This window comes from Micromonospora sp. NPDC047644 (assembly GCF_040704315.1).
GTDB lineage: Bacteria > Actinomycetota > Actinomycetes > Mycobacteriales > Micromonosporaceae > Micromonospora.
On sequence record NZ_JBEYSY010000012.1, the window covers coordinates 126,315 to 148,047 of the forward strand.

At 71.9% G+C, this 21,733-nt stretch carries 22 protein-coding genes; 10 read left to right on the forward strand and 12 right to left on the reverse strand.

Annotation, left to right across the window (positions count from 1 at the left end; translation table 11 throughout):
- Positions 1–8: 8 nt before the first annotated feature.
- From AB0877_RS20925 to AB0877_RS20955, 7 genes are all read right to left on the reverse strand, one after another.
- Positions 9–776, reverse strand: a complete 768-nt coding sequence (locus tag AB0877_RS20925) for a hypothetical protein (RefSeq protein ID WP_366610980.1) — start codon at positions 774–776, stop codon at positions 9–11.
- Positions 777–942: 166 nt separating this feature from the next.
- A complete protein-coding gene (locus AB0877_RS20930; RefSeq protein WP_366610982.1) occupies positions 943–1,401 on the reverse strand; it encodes a winged helix-turn-helix domain-containing protein in 459 nt (152 codons plus the stop codon).
- 195 nt (positions 1,402–1,596) lie between these two features.
- Positions 1,597–1,917 (reverse strand): DUF1416 domain-containing protein, encoded by a 321-nt coding sequence (locus AB0877_RS20935; RefSeq protein ID WP_366610777.1) that lies wholly within the window; start codon positions 1,915–1,917, stop codon positions 1,597–1,599.
- A gap of 2 nt (positions 1,918–1,919) precedes the next feature.
- Positions 1,920–2,768 (reverse strand): sulfurtransferase, encoded by an 849-nt coding sequence (locus tag AB0877_RS20940; protein ID WP_366610779.1) that lies wholly within the window; start codon positions 2,766–2,768, stop codon positions 1,920–1,922.
- Between the two features lie 206 nt (positions 2,769–2,974).
- Positions 2,975–3,052: an Ms5788A family Cys-rich leader peptide gene (locus AB0877_RS20945; RefSeq protein WP_310503780.1), complete on the reverse strand. Its 78-nt coding sequence runs from the start codon at positions 3,050–3,052 to the stop codon at positions 2,975–2,977.
- A gap of 105 nt (positions 3,053–3,157) precedes the next feature.
- Complete coding sequence (locus tag AB0877_RS20950; RefSeq protein WP_366610780.1) at positions 3,158–3,946, reverse strand: DUF2993 domain-containing protein; 789 nt, start codon at positions 3,944–3,946, stop codon at positions 3,158–3,160.
- Positions 3,947–4,050: 104 nt separating this feature from the next.
- Positions 4,051–5,109: a hypothetical protein gene (locus tag AB0877_RS20955; protein WP_366610781.1), complete on the reverse strand. Its 1,059-nt coding sequence runs from the start codon at positions 5,107–5,109 to the stop codon at positions 4,051–4,053.
- 242 nt (positions 5,110–5,351) lie between these two features.
- Here AB0877_RS20955 and AB0877_RS20960 point away from each other — a divergent pair, with 242 nt between their 5' ends.
- From AB0877_RS20960 to pstB, 7 genes are all read left to right on the forward strand, one after another.
- Positions 5,352–6,071: a response regulator transcription factor gene (locus tag AB0877_RS20960; protein WP_181518701.1), complete on the forward strand. Its 720-nt coding sequence runs from the start codon at positions 5,352–5,354 to the stop codon at positions 6,069–6,071.
- A 232-nt stretch (positions 6,072–6,303) separates the two neighbouring features.
- A complete protein-coding gene (locus AB0877_RS20965; RefSeq protein ID WP_366610984.1) occupies positions 6,304–7,104 on the forward strand; it encodes a polysaccharide deacetylase family protein in 801 nt (266 codons plus the stop codon).
- A gap of 58 nt (positions 7,105–7,162) precedes the next feature.
- Entirely contained in the window at positions 7,163–8,089 is a 927-nt protein-coding gene (gene mshD, locus AB0877_RS20970) for a mycothiol synthase (RefSeq protein WP_366610782.1), read from the forward strand.
- A gap of 291 nt (positions 8,090–8,380) precedes the next feature.
- Positions 8,381–9,487: a phosphate ABC transporter substrate-binding protein PstS gene (gene pstS, locus AB0877_RS20975; protein ID WP_366610783.1), complete on the forward strand. Its 1,107-nt coding sequence runs from the start codon at positions 8,381–8,383 to the stop codon at positions 9,485–9,487.
- Between the two features lie 38 nt (positions 9,488–9,525).
- Positions 9,526–10,617: a phosphate ABC transporter permease subunit PstC gene (gene pstC, locus AB0877_RS20980; RefSeq protein ID WP_355005819.1), complete on the forward strand. Its 1,092-nt coding sequence runs from the start codon at positions 9,526–9,528 to the stop codon at positions 10,615–10,617.
- Positions 10,614–11,702 carry a phosphate ABC transporter permease PstA gene (gene pstA / locus AB0877_RS20985; protein ID WP_366610784.1) on the forward strand — a complete coding sequence of 363 codons (1,089 nt, stop codon included), beginning with the start codon at positions 10,614–10,616 and terminating at the stop codon, positions 11,700–11,702. Before pstC ends, pstA begins: the two co-directional genes overlap by 4 nt.
- A 17-nt stretch (positions 11,703–11,719) precedes the next feature.
- Positions 11,720–12,496: a phosphate ABC transporter ATP-binding protein PstB gene (pstB, locus tag AB0877_RS20990; RefSeq protein ID WP_112584183.1), complete on the forward strand. Its 777-nt coding sequence runs from the start codon at positions 11,720–11,722 to the stop codon at positions 12,494–12,496.
- Between the two features lie 202 nt (positions 12,497–12,698).
- Here the strand turns inward: pstB and AB0877_RS20995 are convergent, their stop codons facing one another.
- Complete coding sequence (locus tag AB0877_RS20995) at positions 12,699–13,532, reverse strand: NUDIX hydrolase (RefSeq protein WP_366610785.1); 834 nt, start codon at positions 13,530–13,532, stop codon at positions 12,699–12,701.
- 302 nt (positions 13,533–13,834) lie between these two features.
- Between AB0877_RS20995 and AB0877_RS21000 the strand changes: the two genes are divergently transcribed.
- Positions 13,835–14,803, forward strand: a complete 969-nt coding sequence (locus AB0877_RS21000) for a Gfo/Idh/MocA family oxidoreductase (RefSeq protein ID WP_366610787.1) — start codon at positions 13,835–13,837, stop codon at positions 14,801–14,803.
- 63 nt (positions 14,804–14,866) lie between these two features.
- On the opposite strand, the gene AB0877_RS21005 is transcribed toward AB0877_RS21000, so the two are convergent.
- From AB0877_RS21005 to AB0877_RS21015, 3 genes are all read right to left on the reverse strand, one after another.
- Positions 14,867–15,874, reverse strand: coding sequence for an inorganic phosphate transporter (locus tag AB0877_RS21005; RefSeq protein ID WP_366610788.1), 1,008 nt, complete (start codon positions 15,872–15,874; stop codon positions 14,867–14,869).
- 4 nt (positions 15,875–15,878) lie between these two features.
- On the reverse strand, positions 15,879–16,505 hold the full coding sequence (locus tag AB0877_RS21010) for a DUF47 family protein (RefSeq protein ID WP_053655020.1): 627 nt from the start codon (positions 16,503–16,505) through the stop codon (positions 15,879–15,881).
- 128 nt (positions 16,506–16,633) lie between these two features.
- Complete coding sequence (locus AB0877_RS21015) at positions 16,634–17,575, reverse strand: PPK2 family polyphosphate kinase (protein WP_366610790.1); 942 nt, start codon at positions 17,573–17,575, stop codon at positions 16,634–16,636.
- A gap of 189 nt (positions 17,576–17,764) precedes the next feature.
- Here AB0877_RS21015 and sigJ point away from each other — a divergent pair, with 189 nt between their 5' ends.
- Positions 17,765–18,730 carry an RNA polymerase sigma factor SigJ gene (gene sigJ, locus AB0877_RS21020; RefSeq protein ID WP_366610792.1) on the forward strand — a complete coding sequence of 322 codons (966 nt, stop codon included), beginning with the start codon at positions 17,765–17,767 and terminating at the stop codon, positions 18,728–18,730.
- Positions 18,731–18,754: 24 nt separating this feature from the next.
- Here sigJ and AB0877_RS21025 read toward each other — a convergent pair whose 3' ends face one another.
- Positions 18,755–19,261, reverse strand: a complete 507-nt coding sequence (locus tag AB0877_RS21025; protein ID WP_366610793.1) for a DUF402 domain-containing protein — start codon at positions 19,259–19,261, stop codon at positions 18,755–18,757.
- A gap of 104 nt (positions 19,262–19,365) precedes the next feature.
- On the opposite strand from AB0877_RS21025, the gene AB0877_RS21030 reads away from it, so the two are divergent.
- On the forward strand, positions 19,366–21,600 hold the full coding sequence (locus AB0877_RS21030; RefSeq protein ID WP_366610794.1) for an ATP-dependent DNA helicase: 2,235 nt from the start codon (positions 19,366–19,368) through the stop codon (positions 21,598–21,600).
- Positions 21,601–21,733: the final 133 nt, after the last annotated feature.

A 21,733-nucleotide genomic window follows, 5' to 3' on the forward strand; every position in this document is an offset into this window, starting at 1 on the left:
CGCCCGGCTCAGCTCGGGCAGCCGACGGTGGCGGCGAGTCGGGTGGCGTCCGGGCTGATCTCGGCCAGCACCGTGACGGCACCGCTGCGGTACGCGTACACCGAGGGTTGGTCCAGCAGTGGGGCGTTGCCGGCCAGCGGGGCGAGAGCGCCGGTCGAGGCCGTCGGGCCGGGACCGTTCACGGACCAGGCGGTACGGGCGAGCCCGCCACCCGGGCAGGGCGCGGTGGCCAGCTCCGGCGCGGCGTCGCCCGGCCGGTCGAGGGCGTTCAGCGCGGCGCTCAGCGCGACGGCCTCCGGGCCGGCAGCGGTGGCCGGAGCCGACGGGTAACCGGCGCCGACCGGCCGGCAACCGGTGTCGACGACCAGTCGCACCCGGCCGTCGACGGTGGGCCGACCCTCGACGGCCACGAATTCTCCGGCGTCGGCGCGCAGCTCGGGGCCGTCCAGCCCGGGCCCGACCCCGGCCCGCCAACTCGCCGGCAGCCGCTCGGCGATGCCGGCCAGCACGGCCCGCTCGTCACCGGCGGCAGCCAGCACCCCGACCTCGCGTCGCAACCTCGCCCCGTCGGCGAACGGGGTGACCCGGCAGCCGGACGCGACCCGCGCCGGGCTCAGTTCCAGCAGCCCGGCCGCACCGGCCGCGCGAGCCAGCTCGCCGACCGCCCGGTCGACCACCGGGCCGGCCTGGTCGAGGGAACGCTGCTCGCGGACGGTCGGCGGGTCGTCGCGCACCGATATCCAGGTGAGCCCGGCCAGCAGCACCGCCCAGGCCACTGTCACGGCCAGCAGCCAACGCCGCCGCGACCCGGCCGGTGTCGGCGCGGCGGGACCGGCCGAAGAGGCCCAACCCGTCTGGACAGCACCGCTCACCCGGCCATGGTGTCACGCGCCCGCCGCCCGGCCGGCAGCGGAGGCGGTCGGCCCGACGAAGGCCGGCGGGTCAGTGGTCGTTTCGCCGGGGCGGCGGGTCGAGCCGGTAGCCGACGCCGCGCACGGTGTGCACCTGCGGGCCGCCCGGCAGGCCCCGCAGCCTGCGACGCAGCCGCCTGACGGTGGATTGCAGCGCTGCGGTGTCGGCGCCACCCAGCGCGGAGACGCAGAGCCGTTCGTAGCTCCACACCACCAGCGGTGGGCCGATGAGCAGGGTGAGCAGCTCCCGTTCGGTGGGGGTCAGCGGGAGCACCTCGCCGCGCCAGGTGACCCGATGTCCGGCCCGGTCGACGACCAGCTCGCCCCACTTCACCAGGCTCCGCGCCTCGGTGAGTGGGAGGACCGTGGGACTGACCGGGGCCGGACCCGCCGGCGACGACAGCAGCTCGCGTAGCTCGGCCAGATCGGAACAGCTGAGCACCGGGGCACGCCCGTCGAGTTGGCTCAGCACCCGCTCCCGCAGCGACACGTCGGTGCCCACGCAGAGGACGATGGGGACCGCTTCGTCGGACCCGCCGCTTTCATCCCTGAAACTCACCAGTAGATACTGACGCACGCCGATGGATTTCGGCACCCGTCCCGGCGTGCCGGCACACCGCCGACACACGACCGGGGCCGGCCACCCCCGGGAGGGTGACCGGCCCCGGTCGATCAGAGCAGTGGGTCAGGCGACGGTGACGGCAACCTCGTTGACGCCGCGGCCGGCAGTGACAGCGGTGTCGCCGTTGCCGTGCCGGGACAACGCCCGCAGCGTCCAGGAACCCGGTGCGGCGAAGAACCGGAACTGCCCGGCGGAGGAGGTGACCACCTCGGCGGTGAACTCACCGGTCGAATCGAGCAGCCGGACGTACGCGCCGGGCACCGGCTCGGCCTCGGCGGAACGGACGATGCCGGTGATCACGGTTTCCTTCTCCAGGTCCAGGCTGGCCGGCAGCGGCGCGGCCTGGTCCGGTGCGGCGCAACCCGCGGCGATGGGAAGACTCATGGTCACGCCTCCCCGGGTTCGTCGCCGAGCGCGACCGGCACACCGACCAGCGAGCCGTACTCGGTCCAGGAGCCGTCGTAGTTCTTGACGTTGCGGTGACCCAGCAGCTCCTGGAGCACGAACCAGGTGTGCGACGAGCGCTCACCGATCCGGCAGTACGCGATGGTCTCCCTGCCGTCGTCGAGCCCCGCGTCGCCGTAGATCCTGCGCAGCTCGTCGTCGGACCGGAAGGTGCCGTCCTCGTTTGCCGCCTTGGACCACGGCACGCTGATCGCGGTGGGAATGTGGCCGCCCCGCTGCGCCTGCTCCTGCGGCAGGTGGGCGGGGGCGAGCAGGCGACCGGCGAACTCGTCGGGGCTGCGCACGTCGACCAGGTTCTTGGTGCCGATCGCCGCGACGACCTCGTCGCGGAACGCCCGGATGGAGGTGTCCGGCTCCTGCGCGACGTACTGCGTCGCGGGGCGGGACACCGCGTCGGTGACGAGCGGACGGGCGTCCAGCTCCCACTTCTTGCGGCCGCCGTCGAGCAGCTTCACGTCCCGGTGGCCGTAGAGCTTGAAGTACCAGTAGGCGTACGCGGCGAACCAGTTGTTGTTGCCGCCGTACAGGACGACGACGTCGTCGTTGCTGATGCCCCGCTCGGAGAGCAGCGCCTCGAACTGCGACTTGTTGACGAAGTCCCGGCGGACCTGGTCCTGGAGGTCCGTCTTCCAGTCAATCTTGATGGCGCCGGCGATGTGGCCGGTCTCGTAGGCCGAGGTGTCCTCGTCGACCTCGACGAAGACGACGCCCGGGGCGTCGAGGTTCTTCTCGGCCCACTCGGCCGAAACGAGTGCGGTGTCGCGACTCATCGAATCACTCCCTGGTGAGGATGGATGGTGAGCCAACGCGCGGAGATCGATGGATGCAACTGTCGCACCACGCGCGGGACCCAGCGGAAGGACGGGATCACGGGTTCGTGCGACGGCGCCGCTGCCGGGCGTTCGGTGGGATGACCGGAGGGTGTGAGAACCCTGTGCCGGTGGCCGCCGTCAGGCGGCCGGAGACAGCCCCGCCGTCAGATGACGGGGCGACACAGGCAGGTGGCCACGCGGCACAGGTCGACCGCGCGCCGTTTGGTGAGGTGGGTCCCCATGGCCAGGGAGCCTACCAGCCAGTGACCGTGCTGCCACTGGGCCGACCACCATCCGGGAATCGACGGGATCGCCGGGGATTCCGGCGTCCCACCGCGCCTCCGGTGTCAGCCGGCGGAGTTGATCGGCACGTTCTTGGCGTCGGCGGTGACCGCCAGCCCTTCCGGCAGTGGACGGACCTCGCGGACCGCGAGCTGGAACGGCAACTCGGGCAGGGGCACGTCGATGGAGATGCTCTTGGCGTAGTTGCTCAGGAAGGCCCGAGCCAGCGGCAGGTTCGGCAGACCCGCGGCGTCCAGGTCGTTGAACCGCAGGGCGACAGCGCCGTTGTCGGCGACGGTGACGTCGGCAGTGCCGCTGATGGTGAGCTTCTGACCGAGGATGTCGGCCGGGGCCGTGACGGTGAGCTTGCCGTTCTGCTCGCCGAGGGTGAGACCCGGGCGCTTCAGCAGCGCGGCCAGACTCTCGTAGCTGATCGTGCCGGCACCGTTGACGGTGTCTGCCACGACGTCACCCTGGCCGGTGCGCAGGGTGTCCAGCGAGGCCCGGACGTTGCGGGCGGTCACGTCGAGCACCGGCAGCCGGACGGCGTCGCCCTCGACCGAGGCCTGCACGTCCCGCAGGTTGATGGTGATCCGCTGGTAACGGCCATCCAGCACCTGGGTGAGGAACGGAGTTCCGCCCACCTCCACCTCAGGTGCGGCGGACTGCGCGCCCTGCTTGGCGATCTCCTGGCTGACCCGGTCGCCGATCATCCGCTCGGCGACCCCGACCGCGACCCGGTCGGCGACCACCAGCAACCCCGCCAGCAGCAGGAGCAGCACGAACAGCCCGATGAGCAGCTTGCGGCCACGCCGTCGGGGTCGCGCCTGATCCACCGGATAGTCCTGCGCCACGCCGCCTCCTGTCTCCGCCCGTCGCGCCGCGACGGGTCGTCCATACCGACGCCGCAGGGCGGCGCACCCGTAGGTACCCGACCGGCCCGGCGCTCAACCGCGACTCAGAGGAAGAGCATGCACATGGCGTACGCGGCGGGCGCCGCCAGGGCGAAGCCGCCGAGCGGGCCCTGCATGTGCCGGGCCACCCACATCGTGGGCGGTTCGCCGGCCATCAACCGGCCCGCCTCCGCGTACCCCACGGCGAGGTCGGAGAGGACGGCGGTGACCGCCGCGACCAGGCCGATCACGGCGGCCCGGGTCGGCGTGAACGGAGCCACCAGGTAGCTGCCGAGGAGTGCGCTGGTCAGCGTGCCGACCATCGCGCCGGCCACCACGCCGGCGGCGCCCCGGGGCACCTGCGGGGCCAGCCGGGGCCAGGGCAGTACGGCGTCGGTGAGCCGGGCGACGGTGAGCGCGACACCGCTCGCGGTCAGGCAGACGGTGATCGCCTGGGTGCCGGCCGGGATCCGGCTGAGCACGATCAGGGTGCCGAAGGCCACCACCCCGACCACGATGAGCAGTGTGGAGCCGAGGGAGTCAGTGACCCGGACCCGGTCCACGCGACGTACCAGCTGGCCGAGCACCGCGGCGAGGAACCCGCCGGCGGCCAGGTAGCCCAGCGGCGCCAGGCCGGCGACGTCGGTCCGCACCGCCGCGATGTCGACCAACGCCGCGACGGCGGCGCTGATCCCGGCGACCACCAGCAGCGCGGGCGGACGCATCGCCATGGTCCAGGCGAGCACGAACAGCAGCTGGACGCCGAAGATGATGAAGGCAAACGGCAGCCGGTGACCGGGACCCGAGGTCTGCGCGCCGAGCACCAGGCCGACACCGAGCAGAGCGGCGAAGCCGGCGATGGTCAGCGCCAGTTGACGGTGCACCGCGACCGGGGGGATGACCTCTTCCTCCGGCTCGTCGATCTCGTCTTCGGATCGGCGGGCCGGCTCGCCGGAGCGGCGGGCACGGCGCGGCTTACCCCGTTCGCGGCGGTCGCCATCGGTGGTGGCCGGACCGGTACGCGGCGCGGGCGGTTGGCCGCGCGTCGCTGCGGCGGCCGGACCCGGTTGGGGCCCGGCGGGCCATGATTCGCGGCCGGCCTCGGGCGAGGTGGAGGGAAACACGACCCGATCGTGCCAGATCGACGGCCCGACACGGTGGTCACGGGTTTCGGCCACGTTAAAAAGCGGGCCACGATCAGGGGCAAGCTAGACAAACAGGAATCGGCCTGACGGTGCGGCCGGAGCGATCAGTTAGGCTCAACGCGTTACCCGCCCGTCAGCGACGCCGGGACCACGCAATTTCTCAGAGCACTCCCTCGCCGAGTGCGTCTGGTCGCGTGCGGCCTCGCGCCGCCGGGACGGAGGTGATCGTGGAGATCCTGTTGCTGGTGACCGCGCGCGCAGGTGAACCGTCGGCTGTGCTGCCGGCGCTCGACCTGCTGCCGCACTCGGTCCGGACCGCGCCGCGCGACGTCCGCACCCTGGTCGCAGGCCCCAGCCCGGACGCGGTGATGGTGGACGCCCGATCGGAGTTGAGCGAAGCCCGGGCGACCTGCCGGATGTTGCACGCCACCGGGCTCGGCGTGCCGCTTGTCGCGGTGGTGACCGAGGCCGGCCTGATCGCGCTCAACGCCGACTGGGGCGTCGACGACGTCATCCTCGCCTCGGCGGGCCCGGCCGAGGTCGAGGCACGGCTGCGGCTGGCGGTGGGCCGGCTCAGCAACGCGACCGCCGGCGCGGGTGGCTCGATCCGGGCCGGCGAGTTGACCATCGACCCGGACACCTACGCGGCCAAGCTCAAGGGCCGTCCGCTCGACCTCACCTACAAGGAGTTCGAGCTGCTCAAGTTCCTGGCCCAGCACCCGGGCCGGGTGTTCACCCGGGACCAGCTCCTGCGCGAGGTCTGGGGCTACGACTACTTCGGCGGCACCCGCACGGTGGACGTGCACGTCCGGCGACTGCGCGCCAAGCTCGGCTCGGAGTACGAGTCGATGATCGGCACGGTCCGCCAGGTCGGTTACAAGTTCGTCGTGCCCCCGTCGCGGTCGCTTCCCGAGGCGGAGCACGCGCCCCTGCCGGTCTGATCCGGAGCCAACTCCGGGTGATTTCCCATATGCCCTTTTTGCGCAGCTTGGCAGCTCTATTCTGACTGCCGGGTTTGTCGGAGAAAGGGGCGACGGTGCGCGCACTGAACACGGGGGCGACGGGCCGGCGTGACCGGCAGACCAGGCGGAAGTCGTGACGCGGGTCAGCGCCACCGCCCGGGCCGCGGGAATCGTGACGCTGGTGGTGGCCGGGCTGCTCGGCTCCGCGTACATGCTGGGCCGCAGCCTCGTCCCCGACCAGACGCCGCGCCAGTCCACCGGTGTCACCACGAGCGCCGACGGACCGCACTACGCCGACCAACCCAGCGTCGGCGAGCCGGGCGGAACCCCGCGCGCCAGCGCGAGCCCGGTCGAGACCGGCCCGGCCGAGACCGGCCAGGACGGGTCCGGACGGGTCGCCGGAGACGACAACCTGTTCGGCGCGCACGCCACCACCGGCACTCCGCGGCTCGCGCTGACCTTCGACGACGGGCCGGACCCGCGCTACACGCCGCAGGTCCTCGCCCTCCTGCGCGAATACGACGTGCGCGCCACGTTCTGCGTCGTCGGCGAGAACGCGCAGAACCACCCTGACCTGATCCAGTCGATCGTGGACGACGGGCACACCCTGTGCAACCACTCCTGGCACCACGACGTCGGCCTGGGCGCCCGGTCGGCCGACGCGATCCGCTCCGACCTCCTGCGCACCAACGCGGCGATCCGCGCGGCGGTGCCGGACGCGCCGATCGTCTGGTACCGCCAGCCGGGCGGAGCCTGGACGTACCCGGTGGTGTCGGTGGCGCGTCAGCTCGGCATGACCCCGCTGCACTGGTCGGTGGACCCGTCGGACTGGGAGCTGCCCGGCGCCACCAAGATCACCGCGACGGTGCTCAGCCAGGCCGCGCCGGGCTCGGTGGTGCTGCTGCACGACGCCGGTGGGGACCGGCAGGGCACGATGGAGGCGCTGCGCCGGATCCTGCCCGACCTGACCGCCCGGTTCGAGCTGGAGGCACTTCCCACCGACCCGACGTGAGCCGCAGCTTTACGGCGACGCTCCGGGCGTCACGACACGCAACGGATACGGTGGCGGAATGAGCAGCGCGGAGCCGACCAGCGACCAGGTGACCCGGAGCGACCAACTGGCGCCGGCGGAGATCGCCGACGTACTCACCCTCGCCGGCGCCGCAGGTGACACGGACGGAGCGGACCCACTCGACGAACACGTCCTGCTGCGGTTGCGCGACCCCGACGCCCCCGCCGTGCATCTGATCGCCCGCGCCGACGACGGCACCCTCACCGGGTACGCGCACCTGGACACCACCGACCCGGTCGGCGGGATCGGGGTGGAACTGGTCGTGCACCCCGCATACCGGCGGCGGGGCACCGGGCGCGCGCTCGCCCGGGGCGTACTCGCCTCGGCCACCGGGCCGCTGCGGGCGTGGGCGCACGGCGACCACCCCTCGGCCGCCGCGCTCGCCGTCGACCTCGGCTTCGCCCGCGCCCGGGTGCTCTGGCAGCTGCGCCGGCCGTTGGCGGCCCCGTTGGGTGAGCCGCGCCTGCCCGACGGGGTGGCGCTGCGCGCGTTCCGGCCCGGGGCCGACGACGCGGCCTGGTTGGCGCTCAACGCACGGGCCTTCGCCGAGCACCCCGAACAGGGCCGGTGGACGTCGGACGACCTGAGGGTCCGCCTCGCCGAGCCGTGGTTCGATCCGGCGGGCTTCCTGCTCGCCGAAGAGACCGCGACCGGCCGGCTGCTCGGTTTCCACTGGACCAAGGTGCACGAGCGGCCGGGGTCGGCCCGGATCGGCGAGGTGTACGTCCTGGGGGTGGAGCCGACCGCGCACGGTGGCGGGCTGGGCCGGGCCCTGACCACCGCCGGGTTGGCACACCTGCGGGACAAACGGGGCCTCGACCGGGTGATGCTCTTTGTGGACGACTCGAACACCGGGGCCGTCGCGCTCTACGAGCGGCTGGGCTTCGCACGCTGGTCCGCGCACATCAACTACCACCTGGGCTGACCGTCGACCGGCGCTCCGACAGCGTCACCGATGGGTAACGGGCGAGCATCGGCGGGATAACGCCGAACCGGAAATATACCCATACTTCCGACAGGTGTACCCGGGTTCACTTAACGGACAACTCACCCTCAGCAAGCGGTCACCTCGAGGGCCGTACGTGTTCACCTTGCGTTCACTTGCGACCGGCGAACCGGCTACCTGGCACTTCTAACTTTCGTGTCAGCCGGTCAGTGCCGGTCCTCGGGCCCCGGGATCGGGGCGCCAAGTCAGACGCGAAGGGAAACCCCTCAGGTGAAGCTCCAGCGGTACGGCACTATTGCCTGCCTCGCTCTTGCCGCGACGCTCGGCCTCAGTGCATGCGGCTCGGACAACAACGGGCCCGCCTCCGGCGCGAGCGCCTCGGGCTCGGCCGCCGCGGTCGACTGCGCTACCGGCACGCTGAACGCCCAGGGCTCGTCGGCGCAGAAGAACGCCATGGCCGAGTGGATCAAGGCGTACCAGCAGAAGTGCCAGGGCACCACGATCAACTACGAGGCTTCCGGCTCGGGCGCCGGCATCCAGGCGTTCATCGCCGGGACCGCCGACTTCGCCGGTTCCGACTCCGCGCTCAAGCCGGAGGAGCAGCCGCAGGCGGACGCCAAGTGCGTCGGCGGCAAGGCCATCCACCTGCCGATGGTGATCGGCCCGGTGGCCGTCGCCTACAACGTCAGCGGCGTGGACAACCTCCAGCTCAAGCCGGCCACCCTGGCGAAGATCTTCGCCGGCAAGGTCACCAAGTGGGACGACGCCACGATCAAGGCCGACAACCCGGAGGCCAAGCTCCCGGCGACCACGATCCAGACCGTCCACCGTTCGGACGAGTCGGGCACCACCGACAACTTCACCAAGTACCTCTCGAAGACCGCCGAAAGCGACTGGACCCTGGGCAACGCCAAGGCGTGGAAGGCCCCGGGCGGCACCGGCGCCAAGGGCTCGGACGGCGTGGCCAGCCGGGTCAAGGGCGCCGACGGCTCCATCGGCTACATGGAGTGGTCGTTCGCCGAGAACGCCGGTCTGAAGATGTCGAAGATCGGTAACGGCAACGGCGAGTTCGCCGCGCTGACCGCCGAGGCGGCCGGCAAGACCATCGCCGGTGCTGCCGTCGAAGGCCAGGGCGACGACCTCAAGCTGAAGATCGACTACAACACCAAGGAGGCCGGGGCGTACCCGATCGTCCTGGCCACGTACGAGATCGTCTGCAGCAAGGGCCTCGCGGCCGACAAGCTGAAGCTGGTCAAGGGCCTGCTGGGCCACGCCGCCAGCGCCGAGGGCCAGGCCTCTCTCACCGAGCTGGGCTACGCCCCGCTGCCGGAGACGGTCCGCACCAAGGTCGAGACCGCGGTCAAGAACCTCTCCTGACCCGATTCCACACCTCCGCAACCGAATCGAGCGAGCAGATGGGTGAAACCCCTCACCGCTCGGCCGACGCCGGCACCGGTGGGACGCGCGTGACCCAGAGTCACGAGTGGCCCGCCGGTGCCTCGGCGCGTGTGGCCGAGGCACCAGTCAGCACCCGTTCCCCGGGCGGCACCGGGCTGGGCGGCGGCGGCGCGCTGCCGCGCAGCCGTAAGTTCGGCGCCGAGCGGGCCTTCCGCGGCCTCACCCTGGCCGCCGGCACCGCCGTTCTGGTCATCATCGCCGCCATCGCGATCTTCCTGGTCGCCAAGGCGGTGCCGGCCCTACGCGCCAACACCGAGAACTTCTGGTCCTACGAGGGCTGGTCCCCCAACGACACCGAGCCGAAGTTCGGCATCGGTGCGCTCGCCTTCGGCACCGTGCTCAGCTCGGCGCTCGCACTGCTCATCGCGGTTCCGGTGGCGCTCGGCATCGCGCTCTACCTCTCGCACTACGCGCCACGCCGGTTGGGCACCGCGCTCGGCTTCCTGGTCGACCTGCTGGCCGCCGTACCCAGCGTGGTCTTCGGCCTCTGGGGTCGGGACGTCTTCAGCAGCCCCGTCCGGGACTTCTCGGTCTGGCTGAACCAGCACTTCGGCTGGATCCCGCTCTTCGGTGGCGACGGCCCCTTCGGAGCGTCCGTCATGCTCGGCGCCCTGGTGCTCGCGATCATGGTGCTGCCGATCATCACCTCGCTCTCCCGCGAGGTGTTCCTCCAGACGCCGACGGCGAACGAGGAGGCCGCCCTCGCCCTGGGCGCCACCCGCTGGGAGATGCTCCGCACCGCGGTGCTCCCCTACGGCCGTCCCGGCATCATCGCCGCGATGATGCTCGGCCTCGGTCGTGCGCTCGGCGAGACCATCGCCCTGGCGCTGACCCTCGGCATCACCTTCGGCATCTCGTTCAACCTGATCCAGAACGGCGGCAACACCATCGCCGCCAACATCGCCAACGCGTTCGGCGAGGCGAACGAGACCGGCCGAGGCGCGCTCATCGCCTCCGGTCTGGTGCTGTTCACCATCACGCTGATCGTCAACATCACGGCGCGGGCGATCATCTACCGCCGCCGGGAGTTCACGGAGTCGGCCGCATGACCACAACCGCCACCTCCCACCGCACCCGGCCGCCGGCCCAGCCCGACTCGCTGCGGGCAAAGCGACTGCCCTGGTACGCCGCACCGGCCATCGCCGTGGCGGCCCTGGCGCTCTCCGCCGTGGTCGTCTACGGCACCAGCATCGGCGGCCCGATCCTCGTGGTCGTCCTCGGCGCGATCCTCTACCTGGTCGGGCTCTTCGCCGCCGCCAACGCGGTCGAGGGGCGCCGATCGGCCCGCAACCGCACCTGGAGCGCGCTGATCCACTCCGCCTTCGTGCTGGCGGTGCTGCCGCTCGTGTCGGTGGTCTGGACGCTGGTCAGCAAGGGCGCCGACCGACTGGACGTCAACTTCTTCCAAACCTCGATGAACAACATCGGGGCCCGGGACGCCAACGGCGGCGCGTACCACGCCATCGTCGGCACGCTGGAGCAGGTCGGCATCGCCACCCTGATCACCGTCCCGCTCGGCGTTCTCTGCGCGATCTACATCGTCGAGTACGGGCGGGGCAAGTTCGCCTTCGCGATCCGGTTCTTCGTGGACGTGATGACCGGCATCCCGTCGATCGTCTCCGGCCTCTTCGTGCTGGCGTTCTGGGTGCTGATCGTGTCGCCGTGGTTCAACGACGGTCGGCCCAGCTTCTCCGGCTTCGCCGCCGCGCTCGCCCTGAGCGTGCTCATGCTGCCCACCATCGTCCGCTCCACCGAGGAGATGCTCCGCCTCGTACCGGCGCCACTGCGCGAGGGGGCGTACGCGCTCGGCGTACCCAAGTGGAAGACCATCCTGCGGGTGGTCCTGCCGACGGCGCTGCCCGGCATCGTCACCGGCGTCATGCTCGCCATCGCCCGCGCGGCCGGCGAGACCGCTCCGGTGCTGCTGGTCGCCGGCGGTGGCGCCGCGATCAACACCAACCCCTTCGAGAACAACCAGTCGTCGCTGTCCCTCTTCGTCTACCAGCAGGCCGGCGACGCGTCGAAGTACGCACCGGCACGGGCGTGGACCGCGGCACTCACCCTGGTCGCCCTCGTGCTCATCCTGACGATCGCGGCGAAGCTGCTGGCCCGTCGCAACAGGCTCAGCCGATGAACCCCGGAGGTACCACAATGGCCAAGCGCGTCTCCGCCTCGAACGTCACCGCGTACTACGGCGGCTTCAAGGCGATCGAGAACATCAACCTGACGGTCGAGCCGAAGACGGTCACCGCTCTCATCGGGCCGTCCGGTTGCGGCAAGTCGACGTTCCTGCGGTCGATCAACCGGATGCACGAGGTGCTGCCGGGTGCCCGGGTCGAGGGCAGCCTGACCATCGACGACCAGGACATCTACGACCGGGACGTGGACGTCACGGCGGTCCGGCGCACCATCGGCATGGTCTTCCAGCGGCCGAACCCTTTCCCCACCATGAGCATCTTCGAGAACGTGGTGGCCGGGCTGAAGCTCAACGGGGTCCGCAAGAAGTCGATCCTGGAGGACGCGGCCGAGAAGGCCCTGCGCGCCGCGAACCTGTGGGGCGAGGTCAAGGACCGGCTGGGCAAGCCCGGCGCGGGCCTCTCCGGCGGTCAGCAGCAGCGGCTCTGCATCGCCCGGACCATCGCGGTCGAGCCGCAGGTCGTCCTGATGGACGAGCCGTGCTCCGCCCTGGACCCGATCTCCACGCTGGCGATCGAGGACCTGATGTTCCAGCTCAAGGACAAGTTCACGATCATCATCGTGACGCACAACATGCAGCAGGCAGCGCGGGTCTCGGACCGGACCGCCTTCTTCTCGATCGAGAAGACCGGCGACCCGGGCCGGCTGATCGAGTACGACAACACCCAGAAGATCTTCAGCAACCCGAGCGTGAAGAAGACCGAGGACTACATCACCGGCCGCTTCGGCTGAATCGAACACGTCCGGTCACCGGCGCCCCGCCCTCCCGGCGTGGGCGCCGGTGCCATGTTCGTCCCCGGCTTCCCCTGCGGCGACCTGTCCGCCTGCCCCCACGCCAAGATCGCGCTGGAACATGGAAGTAGTGGCCTCCTCCGCGCGACCAGACCACTACTTCGAGGATCGAGCACGATCTTGGTTCGGTCGGCCTTCGGGGTCAGCCCAGGACGAAGCGCGGTTCACCGTCCGGGGGCAGGTCCAGGCGCGGGATGACCGGAGTGACGGCGTCCCGATCGGCCGCCACCCGCGCCACCCCGGCCAGGTCGCCGGCAGCCGCCACCTGGGCCAACGTGACCAGGGTCGGCGGCAGCATGGTCAGTTCGCCGGCCCGCGCGCGGGCCAGCGCGTCCGCCGGACGGATCCACAGGGTGTGGTCGGCCTCGCCGGAGACGTCGCGGGTCCGCTGGCCCGCCGGCAACAGGGCGACGAAGAAGTACGTGTCGAAGCGGCGCGGCTCGAACTCGGGAGTGATCCACCGGCTCCAGGGCAGCAGCAGGTCCGACCGAAGGGTCAGCTGACGGTCGGCGAGCAGCGCCGCGAAGCCCAGCCGGCGTCCCTCCAGATCCTGTCGGGCCGCCTCCCAGTCGTCGCCGCTGACGTCGCCCACCACGGTCTCCCGGTTCGAGCCCGCCAGCAGCACGCCGGCCTCCTCGAAGACCTCCCGTGCTGCCGCGCAGACCACCGCCTGAGCGGCCTGCGGGGCCACTCCGAGACGGTCCGCCCACTCGCCCGGCGTCGGGCCGGCCCAGTCCAGGTGCGCCTCCGAGTCGGAGCGGTCCACCCCGCCGCCGGGGAAGGCGTACATCCCGCCGAAGGTCATCGCCGCGACCCGGCGGATGACGTACACCTCGAAGTCGGCGTCGGTCGGACGCAGCAGCAACACGGTGGCCGCGACCCGTGGCGTCGCCGGGGTGCCGCCCTCGGCCTGGAACCGGCGGGCGTGCTCGACCAGGGCGGCCGGGGCGGGGAAGCCGTCACTGTCGATCGTCATGCCCGCGAGCCTAGTTCCCGCCTGCGGGAACGCCGGCCGCGCGCCGGGCCCATGAAGCGGTCGGCGCGGTCGGCGCGGTCGGCGCGGTCGGCGCGGTCGGCGCGGTCGGCGCGGTCGGCGCGGTCGGCGCGGTCGGCGCGGTCGGCGCGGTCGGCGATTCGAGCGTGATGACTCTGAGACATCAAGATGTCTCAGAGTCATCACGCTCATCAGGACATCAGGCCCGAGGCGCCGGGCCCGCGATGTGGTTGCGTCGCAGGCCGGGCAGCGGGCGGTTCACCTGGCTGGGCTAGCGTTCCGGCATGACTCGTTGGGGCATCCTGGCCACCGGCCACATCGCCAGCCGTTTCGCCGAAGACCTCCGGCTGGTGCCGGACGCCGAGTTGGTGGCGGTCGGTTCCCGTGCCGTGGAGAGCGCACAGCGCTTCGCCGACACGTACGGCGCGAAGCGCGCCCACGGCTCCTGGGTGGAGCTGGCCGCCGACCCGGAGGTGGACGCGATCTACGTGGCGACCCCGCACTCCGCGCACTACGAGGCGGCGATGACCTGCCTCACCGCCGGGCGGGCGGTGCTGTTGGAGAAGCCGTTCACCCTCGACCTGGCCACCAGCACCGAGTTGGTGCAGACCGCCCGCGCCGCCGGCGTCTTCCTGATGGAGGCCATGTGGATGCGGCTGAATCCGATGATCCTGCGGGTCGTCGAGCTGATCGCGGACGGGGCGATCGGCACGGTGACCGGCGTCCGGGCCGACTTCGGGGTGGCCGGGCCGTTCCCCCCGGAGCACCGGATGCGCAACGCGGCGCTGGGCGGCGGTGCCCTGCTCGACCTGGGGATCTACCCGATCAGCCTGGCCCACCTGCTGCTCGGGGTGCCGCAGCACATCAGGTCCTGGGCGCAGCTCGGCCCGGAGGGGACCGACGAGAACACCGGCATGCTGTTCGGCTACGACACCGGAGCCCTGGCGACACTGAGCTGCGGCATGGTCGGGTTGAGCGGACAGACCGCCTCGATCACCGGCACCACTGGGCGGATCGATCTGCCGGAGCCGTTCTTCCGGCCGGGTTCGGTGACCCTGCACCGGGCCGGCGCGGAGCCGGAGACGATCGTCGCCGACGGGGCCGGCAACGGCTACCAGTACGAGGCGATCGAGGTGCAGCGCTGCCTGGCTGCCGGCCTGACCGAGAGCCCTGCGGTGCCGCACGCCACGACCCTCGAGGTGATGACCCTGCTGGACACGGTCCGCGAGCAGATCGGCGTGCGCTACGTCTGAACAGCGGAACAACGCAAGGGCCCCGGCCACGGCTGAACCGTGACCGGGGGCCCTGTCGTCGACTCAGCCGAAGAGCGGCCGGACCAGCAGGTACGTGACGCAGGCGATCAGCGCGGCGGCCGGGAACGTGATGATCCAGGCGAGCACGATGTTGCCGGCCACGTTCCAGCGAACCGCGGAGAGTCGCTTGGTCGCGCCCACACCCATGATCGCCGAAGTGATCGTGTGGGTGGTGGAGATCGGGGCCTTCAGGACCAGGGCGTTGAAGTAGAGCACCGCGCTGGCGACGGTCTCGGCGGCGAAGCCCTCCGGCGGACCCAGGTCGATGATCTTGCGACCGAGGGTACGGATGATCCGCCAGCCGCCGGCGTAGGTGCCGAGGGCGAGCATCGTCGCCGAGGTCCAGAACACCCAGCCCGGGATGTGCGTCTTGCTCTCCTGGAAACCGCCGGTGTAGAGCGCCAGCACCACGATGCCCATGGTCTTGGCGGCGTCCTGCATGCCGTGGCCGACCGACATGGCGGCCGCCGAGGCGGTCTGCGCCCAACGGAAGCCCCGGTTGAGCTTGCCCGGTTGCCCCTTCCGGAACAGCCACAGGATGGCCAGCATCAGCAGGTAACCGAGGGTGAGGCCGACGATCGGCGACAGCACCATCGGCAGCAGCACCTTCTCGCCGATGTTGACCCACTGCACGATGCCGCCGGTGGAGAGCAGAGTGGCACCGACCAGGCCACCGAAGAGCGCGTGCGAGGACGACGAGGGCAGACCGAAGTACCAGGTGATCAGGTTCCAGGCGATCGCTCCGAGCACCCCGGCGAAGACCACGCCGAGGCTGCTCACCCCGGTGGGGAGGGTGACCAGACCGTCGCCGACGGTCTTGGCGACGCCAGCACCGAAGTGGGCGCCGATGAAGTTGCCGACCGCGGCGAGCGCCAGGGCGATCCGGGGTGTCAGCGCCCGGGTGGAGACGCTTGTGGCGATCGCGTTGGCGGCGTCGTGGAAGCCGTTGGTGTAGTCGAACGCCAGGGCCACCGCGATCACCGCCAGCACGGCGATGAGTTCAGGGGACACCGGCTCAGGACTCCTTGACGGCGATGGTCTCGACGGTGTTGGCCACGTGCTCGAAGGCGTCGCAGGCAGCCTCCAGCTCGTCGGCGACCTCCTTCATCTTCAGCACCGTCAACGCGTCGTACTCACCCGAGAAGAGGCGGACGAGCAGCTGCCGGTTGATCCGGTCGCCCTCGTTCTCCAGCCGGTTGCACTCGATCCAGTAGTCCTCGAGATCCTTCATCGACTTCAGCCGGGGCATCGCGTCGGCGGTCAGCTTGGCCTGCTGGTCGAGCACGTTGACCATCTCGTGCAGCTCGCGGGGCAGCGCCGGAAGCTCGGTCAACCCGTACAGGTAGAGCAGGTCGCCCACCGCTTCCAGGTGGTCCATCACGTCGTCCAGCAACGAGCCGAGCCGGTAGATGTCCTCCCGGTCGAACGGGGTGATGAAGGTCGAGTTGATCTTCTTGTAGAGGTCGTGGGTGATCTGGTCGCTGTCGTGCTCGACCTCGGTCAGCCGCTCACTGACGGACTGCACGTCCACGCCGGGCAGGGCCAGCTCGTTGAGCAGCGCGGTGCCCCGGACCAGGTTCTGCGCGGCCCTGGTGAAGAGCTCGTAGAAGGCGCCCTCGGTGGGGCGGAAGGAAAACTTCACAGCACAGACCTCGTCGCGTCGGTGGAAGGGTGGCGGTGCCCAACGGGTGCCCGCTCGGTGAATGCTAGGAAACGGCGGATCCGGGAATTCGCCGGCCCACCCCTGGCCAGGCGTCATTCACCGCTCGTTCACCTGCCGTTCATCTCGGCCGTCCCACCCGTACCCGCTCTCCCAGCCAGAAGCCGTTTCCGCTCCCGTGCAACGTCGAAATCGGCAGCCGGATACCCGAGGTCGAGCGTGTCGAACGTCTCACGCAGCAGGTGCGCGACCGCCCAGTCCCGGTACCACTTGCGGTCCGCCGGCACCACGAACCAGGGCGCGGCGTCCGTGGCGCACCGGCTCAGGGCCTCGGCGTACGCGGCCTGGTAGTCGTCCCAGCGCCCCCGCGAGTCGATGTCGGAGGGGTTGTACTTCCAGTGCTTACGCGGGTCGGTGAGCCGGTCCATCAGGCGCTTGCCCTGCTCGGCGTAGGAGATGTGCAGCATCACCTTGATCAGGGTGACGCCGCCCTCGGTCAGCTCCTGCTCGAACGAGTTGATCTCGTCATAGCGGGCACGCCAGGTCGTCTCCGGCACCAGCGAGCCGACCCGGGCGATCAACACGTCCTCGTAGTGCGAACGGTTGAACATCCCCACGTACCCCGGCGGTGGCAGCTCCCGACGGATCCGCCAGAGAAAGTCGTGCCGCAGCTCCTGGCGGGTCGGCGGCCCGAACGAGCGGATGTGCAGGCCCAGCGGGTTCATCGCGCCGGCCACCCGCTTGATCGTGCCGTCCTTGCCGCCGCAGTCCATGGCCTGGAGCACCAGCAGCACCCGACGCGCCGGCCGCTCCGACCCGGTCTTGGCCATGGCGAAGAGCATCTCCTGCTGTCGGCCCAGCTCCTCGCCGACCAGCTCGACCTGCTCCCGCGCCCAGGTCTTACGGTGCTCGCCGTGGCCCGCCGGCCCCGGTAGGCCGGGCATGGACCGCGGGTCGATCGCGCCGAGATCCACCGGCGCGGTGACCCGCAGCAGGTCCCGCACGGAACCGCCCTCGGGTGCCACGACCTGCCGTTGCTGGGGTGCGCTCATGCACGGATCATCGCCCACCCAGGGCCGTTCCGCCCGCCGAGGCTCACCTCCGAACCCTGGCCCGCGGATCGGCACCGACCGACCTGCGCCCACGGCCAGAGCCGGTTCGCGAGCCGTCTCGGGGCAGCCGGCGGGGCCACTCGGCGGGAGGATGTAGTCCGGGACGCCGACCGGAAGGGGTGGTGGGTCGTGCGGGAGCTGGCGACGGAGTTCGAGGCCGAGCGGGGCCGGTTGCTGGCGGTGGCCCACCGGATGCTGGGCAGCCGCAGCGAGGCGGAGGACGCCGTGCAGGAGACCTGGCTGCGCTACGCCGGGGCGCTGGCCGACCCGGCGGCCCGCGCCGAGATCCGGGACCTGTCCGCGTGGCTGACCACCACCTGCGCTCGGATCTGCCTCGACGTGCTCCGCTCGGCCCGGGTCCGCCGGGAGGCGTACCCGGGGCAGTGGCTGCCGGAGCCGGTGGTGAGCCCGTTGGGCGACCGGCCACCGGTCGACGGTTACGCGCCCGACCCGGCGGAGCGGGCGGTGCGTACCGACGAGGTCGGCACGGCGCTGCTGGTGGTGCTGGAGCGGCTCGCGCCGGAACAACGGGTGGCCCTCGTTCTGCACGACGTGTTCGCGCTGCCGTTCGCCCGGGTCGCGGGGGTGCTCGGCACCACCGAGGCGGCGGCCCGGCAGCTGGCCTCCCGGGCCCGGCGGGCGGTCACCTCTCCGGACGTACCCCGGCACACCGCCGACCCGGCCGAGCAGCGTCGGGTGCTCCAAGCGTTCGTCGCCGCCACCGAGTCCGGCGAGTTGGATCAGCTGCTTCAGGTGCTCGCGCCGGACGTGGTCTTCGTCGGCGACTCGGGTGGGCACTTCCCGGCCGCCCGCTGGCCGATCCTCGGCGCGGACCCCGTGGCCCGCCTCACGCTCGGCCTGTTCGGCCGGACCGGCCGGTACACCGACCGGGTGCTGGCGCGGCCCGTGCTCGTCGACGGCATCCTCGGCCTACAGCTGGAGACCACGCACACCGACGGGCGACCGATCCGCCTGGTCACCGCGTTCGCCGTCGACCAGGGCCGGATCACCGCCATCTACAACCAGCTCAACCCGGAGAAGCTGGCCGACCTGCCACCACTGGACGCCGACGACGCCTGGCCGCCACGCTGGTGAGCCGGCCAGACCGGCCGTGCGGCCTCAGACCACCAGGGCCAACCACTTGCGGTACGCGGTGGCGAACGGCTCGGTGCCGTCGCCGAGCGCCCTCAACAGCCGCTGCGCCGCGGCCTCCGCCTCGGCCACCACGTCGTCCGGGTAGCCGAACCGGGCCCGGTGCTCGGCGAACTCGTCCTCGTCGAGCAGCTCCACCAGGCCGGTGGCCCGACGCCGGACGACGTCCAGGTCCAGGTCGATCAGGTGGACCGTGTCGTCGGACTCCCAGCGGGCCGGGGTGGTGATGTCGCAGTAGACCTCGCTGGTGCGGGGCGGAGGGTTGAACATGGCCGTCCACCAGGCACGGTGTGGCACCAACAGCACGAAAGGGATCTTCTCCACCGAGGGCCGGCCGTGGTAGACCGACTCGGTGCCCTCGGGCACGCCGAGCCAGACGCCGAGATCGTCCTCGGTGAGCCGCCGGGCCGGGTAGTCGCGGTGGGCGCTGCCGTCGTACTTGCGGTAGATCACTCGGACCATGTCGCTCGGCATGATTCGCACCCTAACCGATACAGCCCAACGCGTCGTAGCGTGGCCGTAACCGGACGGGGTCGGCCCCGACGCCCCGCCCCGGTCGGCATCGCGCCACGCGGCGGATGGGCGCGGTCGGTGTCGGCGGCGCCGGGTACCGTCGCACGGTGACTCCGCCCCGCACCGCCACCGGTTCCGCCACCCCGTCGGCCCGTGCGAAGGGCCGGCGGCGGGGTGCCCGACCCAGTGGCACCGAGCTGCTGGCGGCGGCGGTCGGCGCGGTGCCCGGCGGCGCGGAGCGCCCCGGCCAACTGCAGATGACCACGGCGATCGAGGAGTGCGTGGCCGGCGGCGAGCATCTGCTCGTGCAGGCGGGCACCGGCACCGGCAAGTCGCTGGCGTACCTCGCGCCGGCGCTCACTGTGGACGGTCCGGTGGTGGTCTCCACGGCCACCCTGGCGTTGCAGTCCCAGCTCGTCGACCACGACCTGCCCCGGCTCGCCGACGCGGTCGAGCCGGTGCTCGGCCGTCGACCCACCTTCGCCGTGCTCAAGGGCCGCCACCACTACCTCTGCCTCGCCCGACTGGACAACTCCACCGAGGAGGAGCCGGAGGACACCCTCTTCGACGCCCCCGCGACGCGCCCCGGCGGCGGGACGCTCGGCAAGCCTGGCCCGGCCCAGCCGGTGAAGTGGCTCGGTGAGGCGGGCCGGCTGGGCAAGCAGATCGAGCGGCTGCGCGACTGGGCCGAGAAGACCGCCACCGGCGACCGGGACGAGCTGGACCCGGGCGTCGAGGACCAGGCCTGGCGGCTGGTGTCGATGCCGGCCCGCGAGTGCGTCGGCGCGGCCCGTTGCCCGTTCGGGCAGGAGTGCTTCGCCGAGGCGTCGCGGGCCCGCGCCCGGGAGGCCGACATCGTGGTGACCAACCACAGCCTGCTCGCCGTCGACATGCTCGCCGACCGGCACATCGTGCCGCCGCACAAGCTGCTCATCGTCGACGAGGCGCACGAGCTGGCCGACCGGGTCTCCTCCGCCGCCCAGGCGGAGCTGGTGCCCGAGCTGATCGACCGGACCACCCGGCGGGCCCGTACGCTGCTGCGCCCGGAGACCGCCGAGGCGCTCACCGCTGCTGGCGACGCCCTGGCGGTCGGGCTGGCCGAGGCCCCGGCCGGGCGGATCACCGCCGGGCTGCCGACGCCGCTGCGCGAGGCGTGCACGCTGCTCGACGCGGCGACCCGCTCAGCCCTGGACGCGATCGGCGACATCAAGGCCGACGACCCCGACCCGGTCCGCAAGCAGCAGGCCAAGGCCGCCCTGGACGAGCTCTCCACCACCGCCCAGCGGCTGCTGGAGGAAGGCGACCACGACGTGGCCTGGGTGGAGAAGAACGACAGCGGCAACCGCCGGGCGCTGGTGGTCGCGCCGCTGTCGGTGGCCGGCACCCTCGCCACCCACCTCTACGACGAACGCACCGTCGTGGCCACCTCGGCGACCCTGGCGCTGGGCGGCCGGTTCGACACGGTCGCCCGCGCCCTCGGGCTGGACGCGCCACCGCCCGCCCCGCCGACCCCCGCCGCGGCCGCACAGGCCGCCCGCACCGGCCCCGGCCGGCCGGCCGCCGAGGCGCCCGGCCGTCGCCTCACCGGCGACGTCACCCCGAACGCCGTCGTCCCGGCCACCGAGGGCCCCGGGTGGCGGTCACTCGACGTCGGTTCGCCGTTCGACTACGCCCGGCAGGGCATCCTGTACGTCGCCGCGCACCTCCCCCGCCCCAGCGTCTCCGGGTTGCCCGAGGCTGCCGGGGAGGAACTGCTCGGGCTGGTCGAGGCGCTCGGTGGTCGTACTCTCGGGCTTTTCTCCTCCCGGCGGGCCGCGCAGCAGGCGGCGGAGCTGTTGCGCGCGCGGACCGACCTGCCGGTGCTGCTCCAGGGTGAGGAGGCGCTGCCGCTGCTGGTGCGTCGCTTCCGCGAGGAGCGCGCCAGCTGCCTGTTCGGGGTGATGTCGCTCTGGCAGGGGGTGGACGTGCCGGGCGACGCCTGTCAGCTCGTCGTCATCGACCGGCTGCCCTTCCCCCGCCCGGACGAACCGCTGGCGGCGGCCCGCGCGGCGGCGGTGGACGCGGGCGGCGGCTCCGGCTTCGCGGCGGTCAGCGTGCCGATCGCGGCGGTGCGGCTGGCGCAGGGCGTCGGCCGGCTGATCCGGGCGACCGGCGACAAGGGCGTGGTCGCGGTGCTCGACTCCCGGCTGGAGACGGCGCGAGGCTACGGGCCGTTCCTGCGCCGCTCGCTGCCCCCGTTCTGGTACACGACCCGCCCCGAGGTGGCCCGAGGCGCCCTGGAACGCCTCGCCAAGTCCTGACGCCCACCCCCGCCGGTTCCGTCGCACCGCGCGGCAGGATCGCGCTGCAACATGGAAAGAGTGGCCTCCGCGCTGCGGGAGGCCACTCTTTCCATGTTCGTGCGTGATCAAGCGGGCCCGCGGCGAGCGCCGG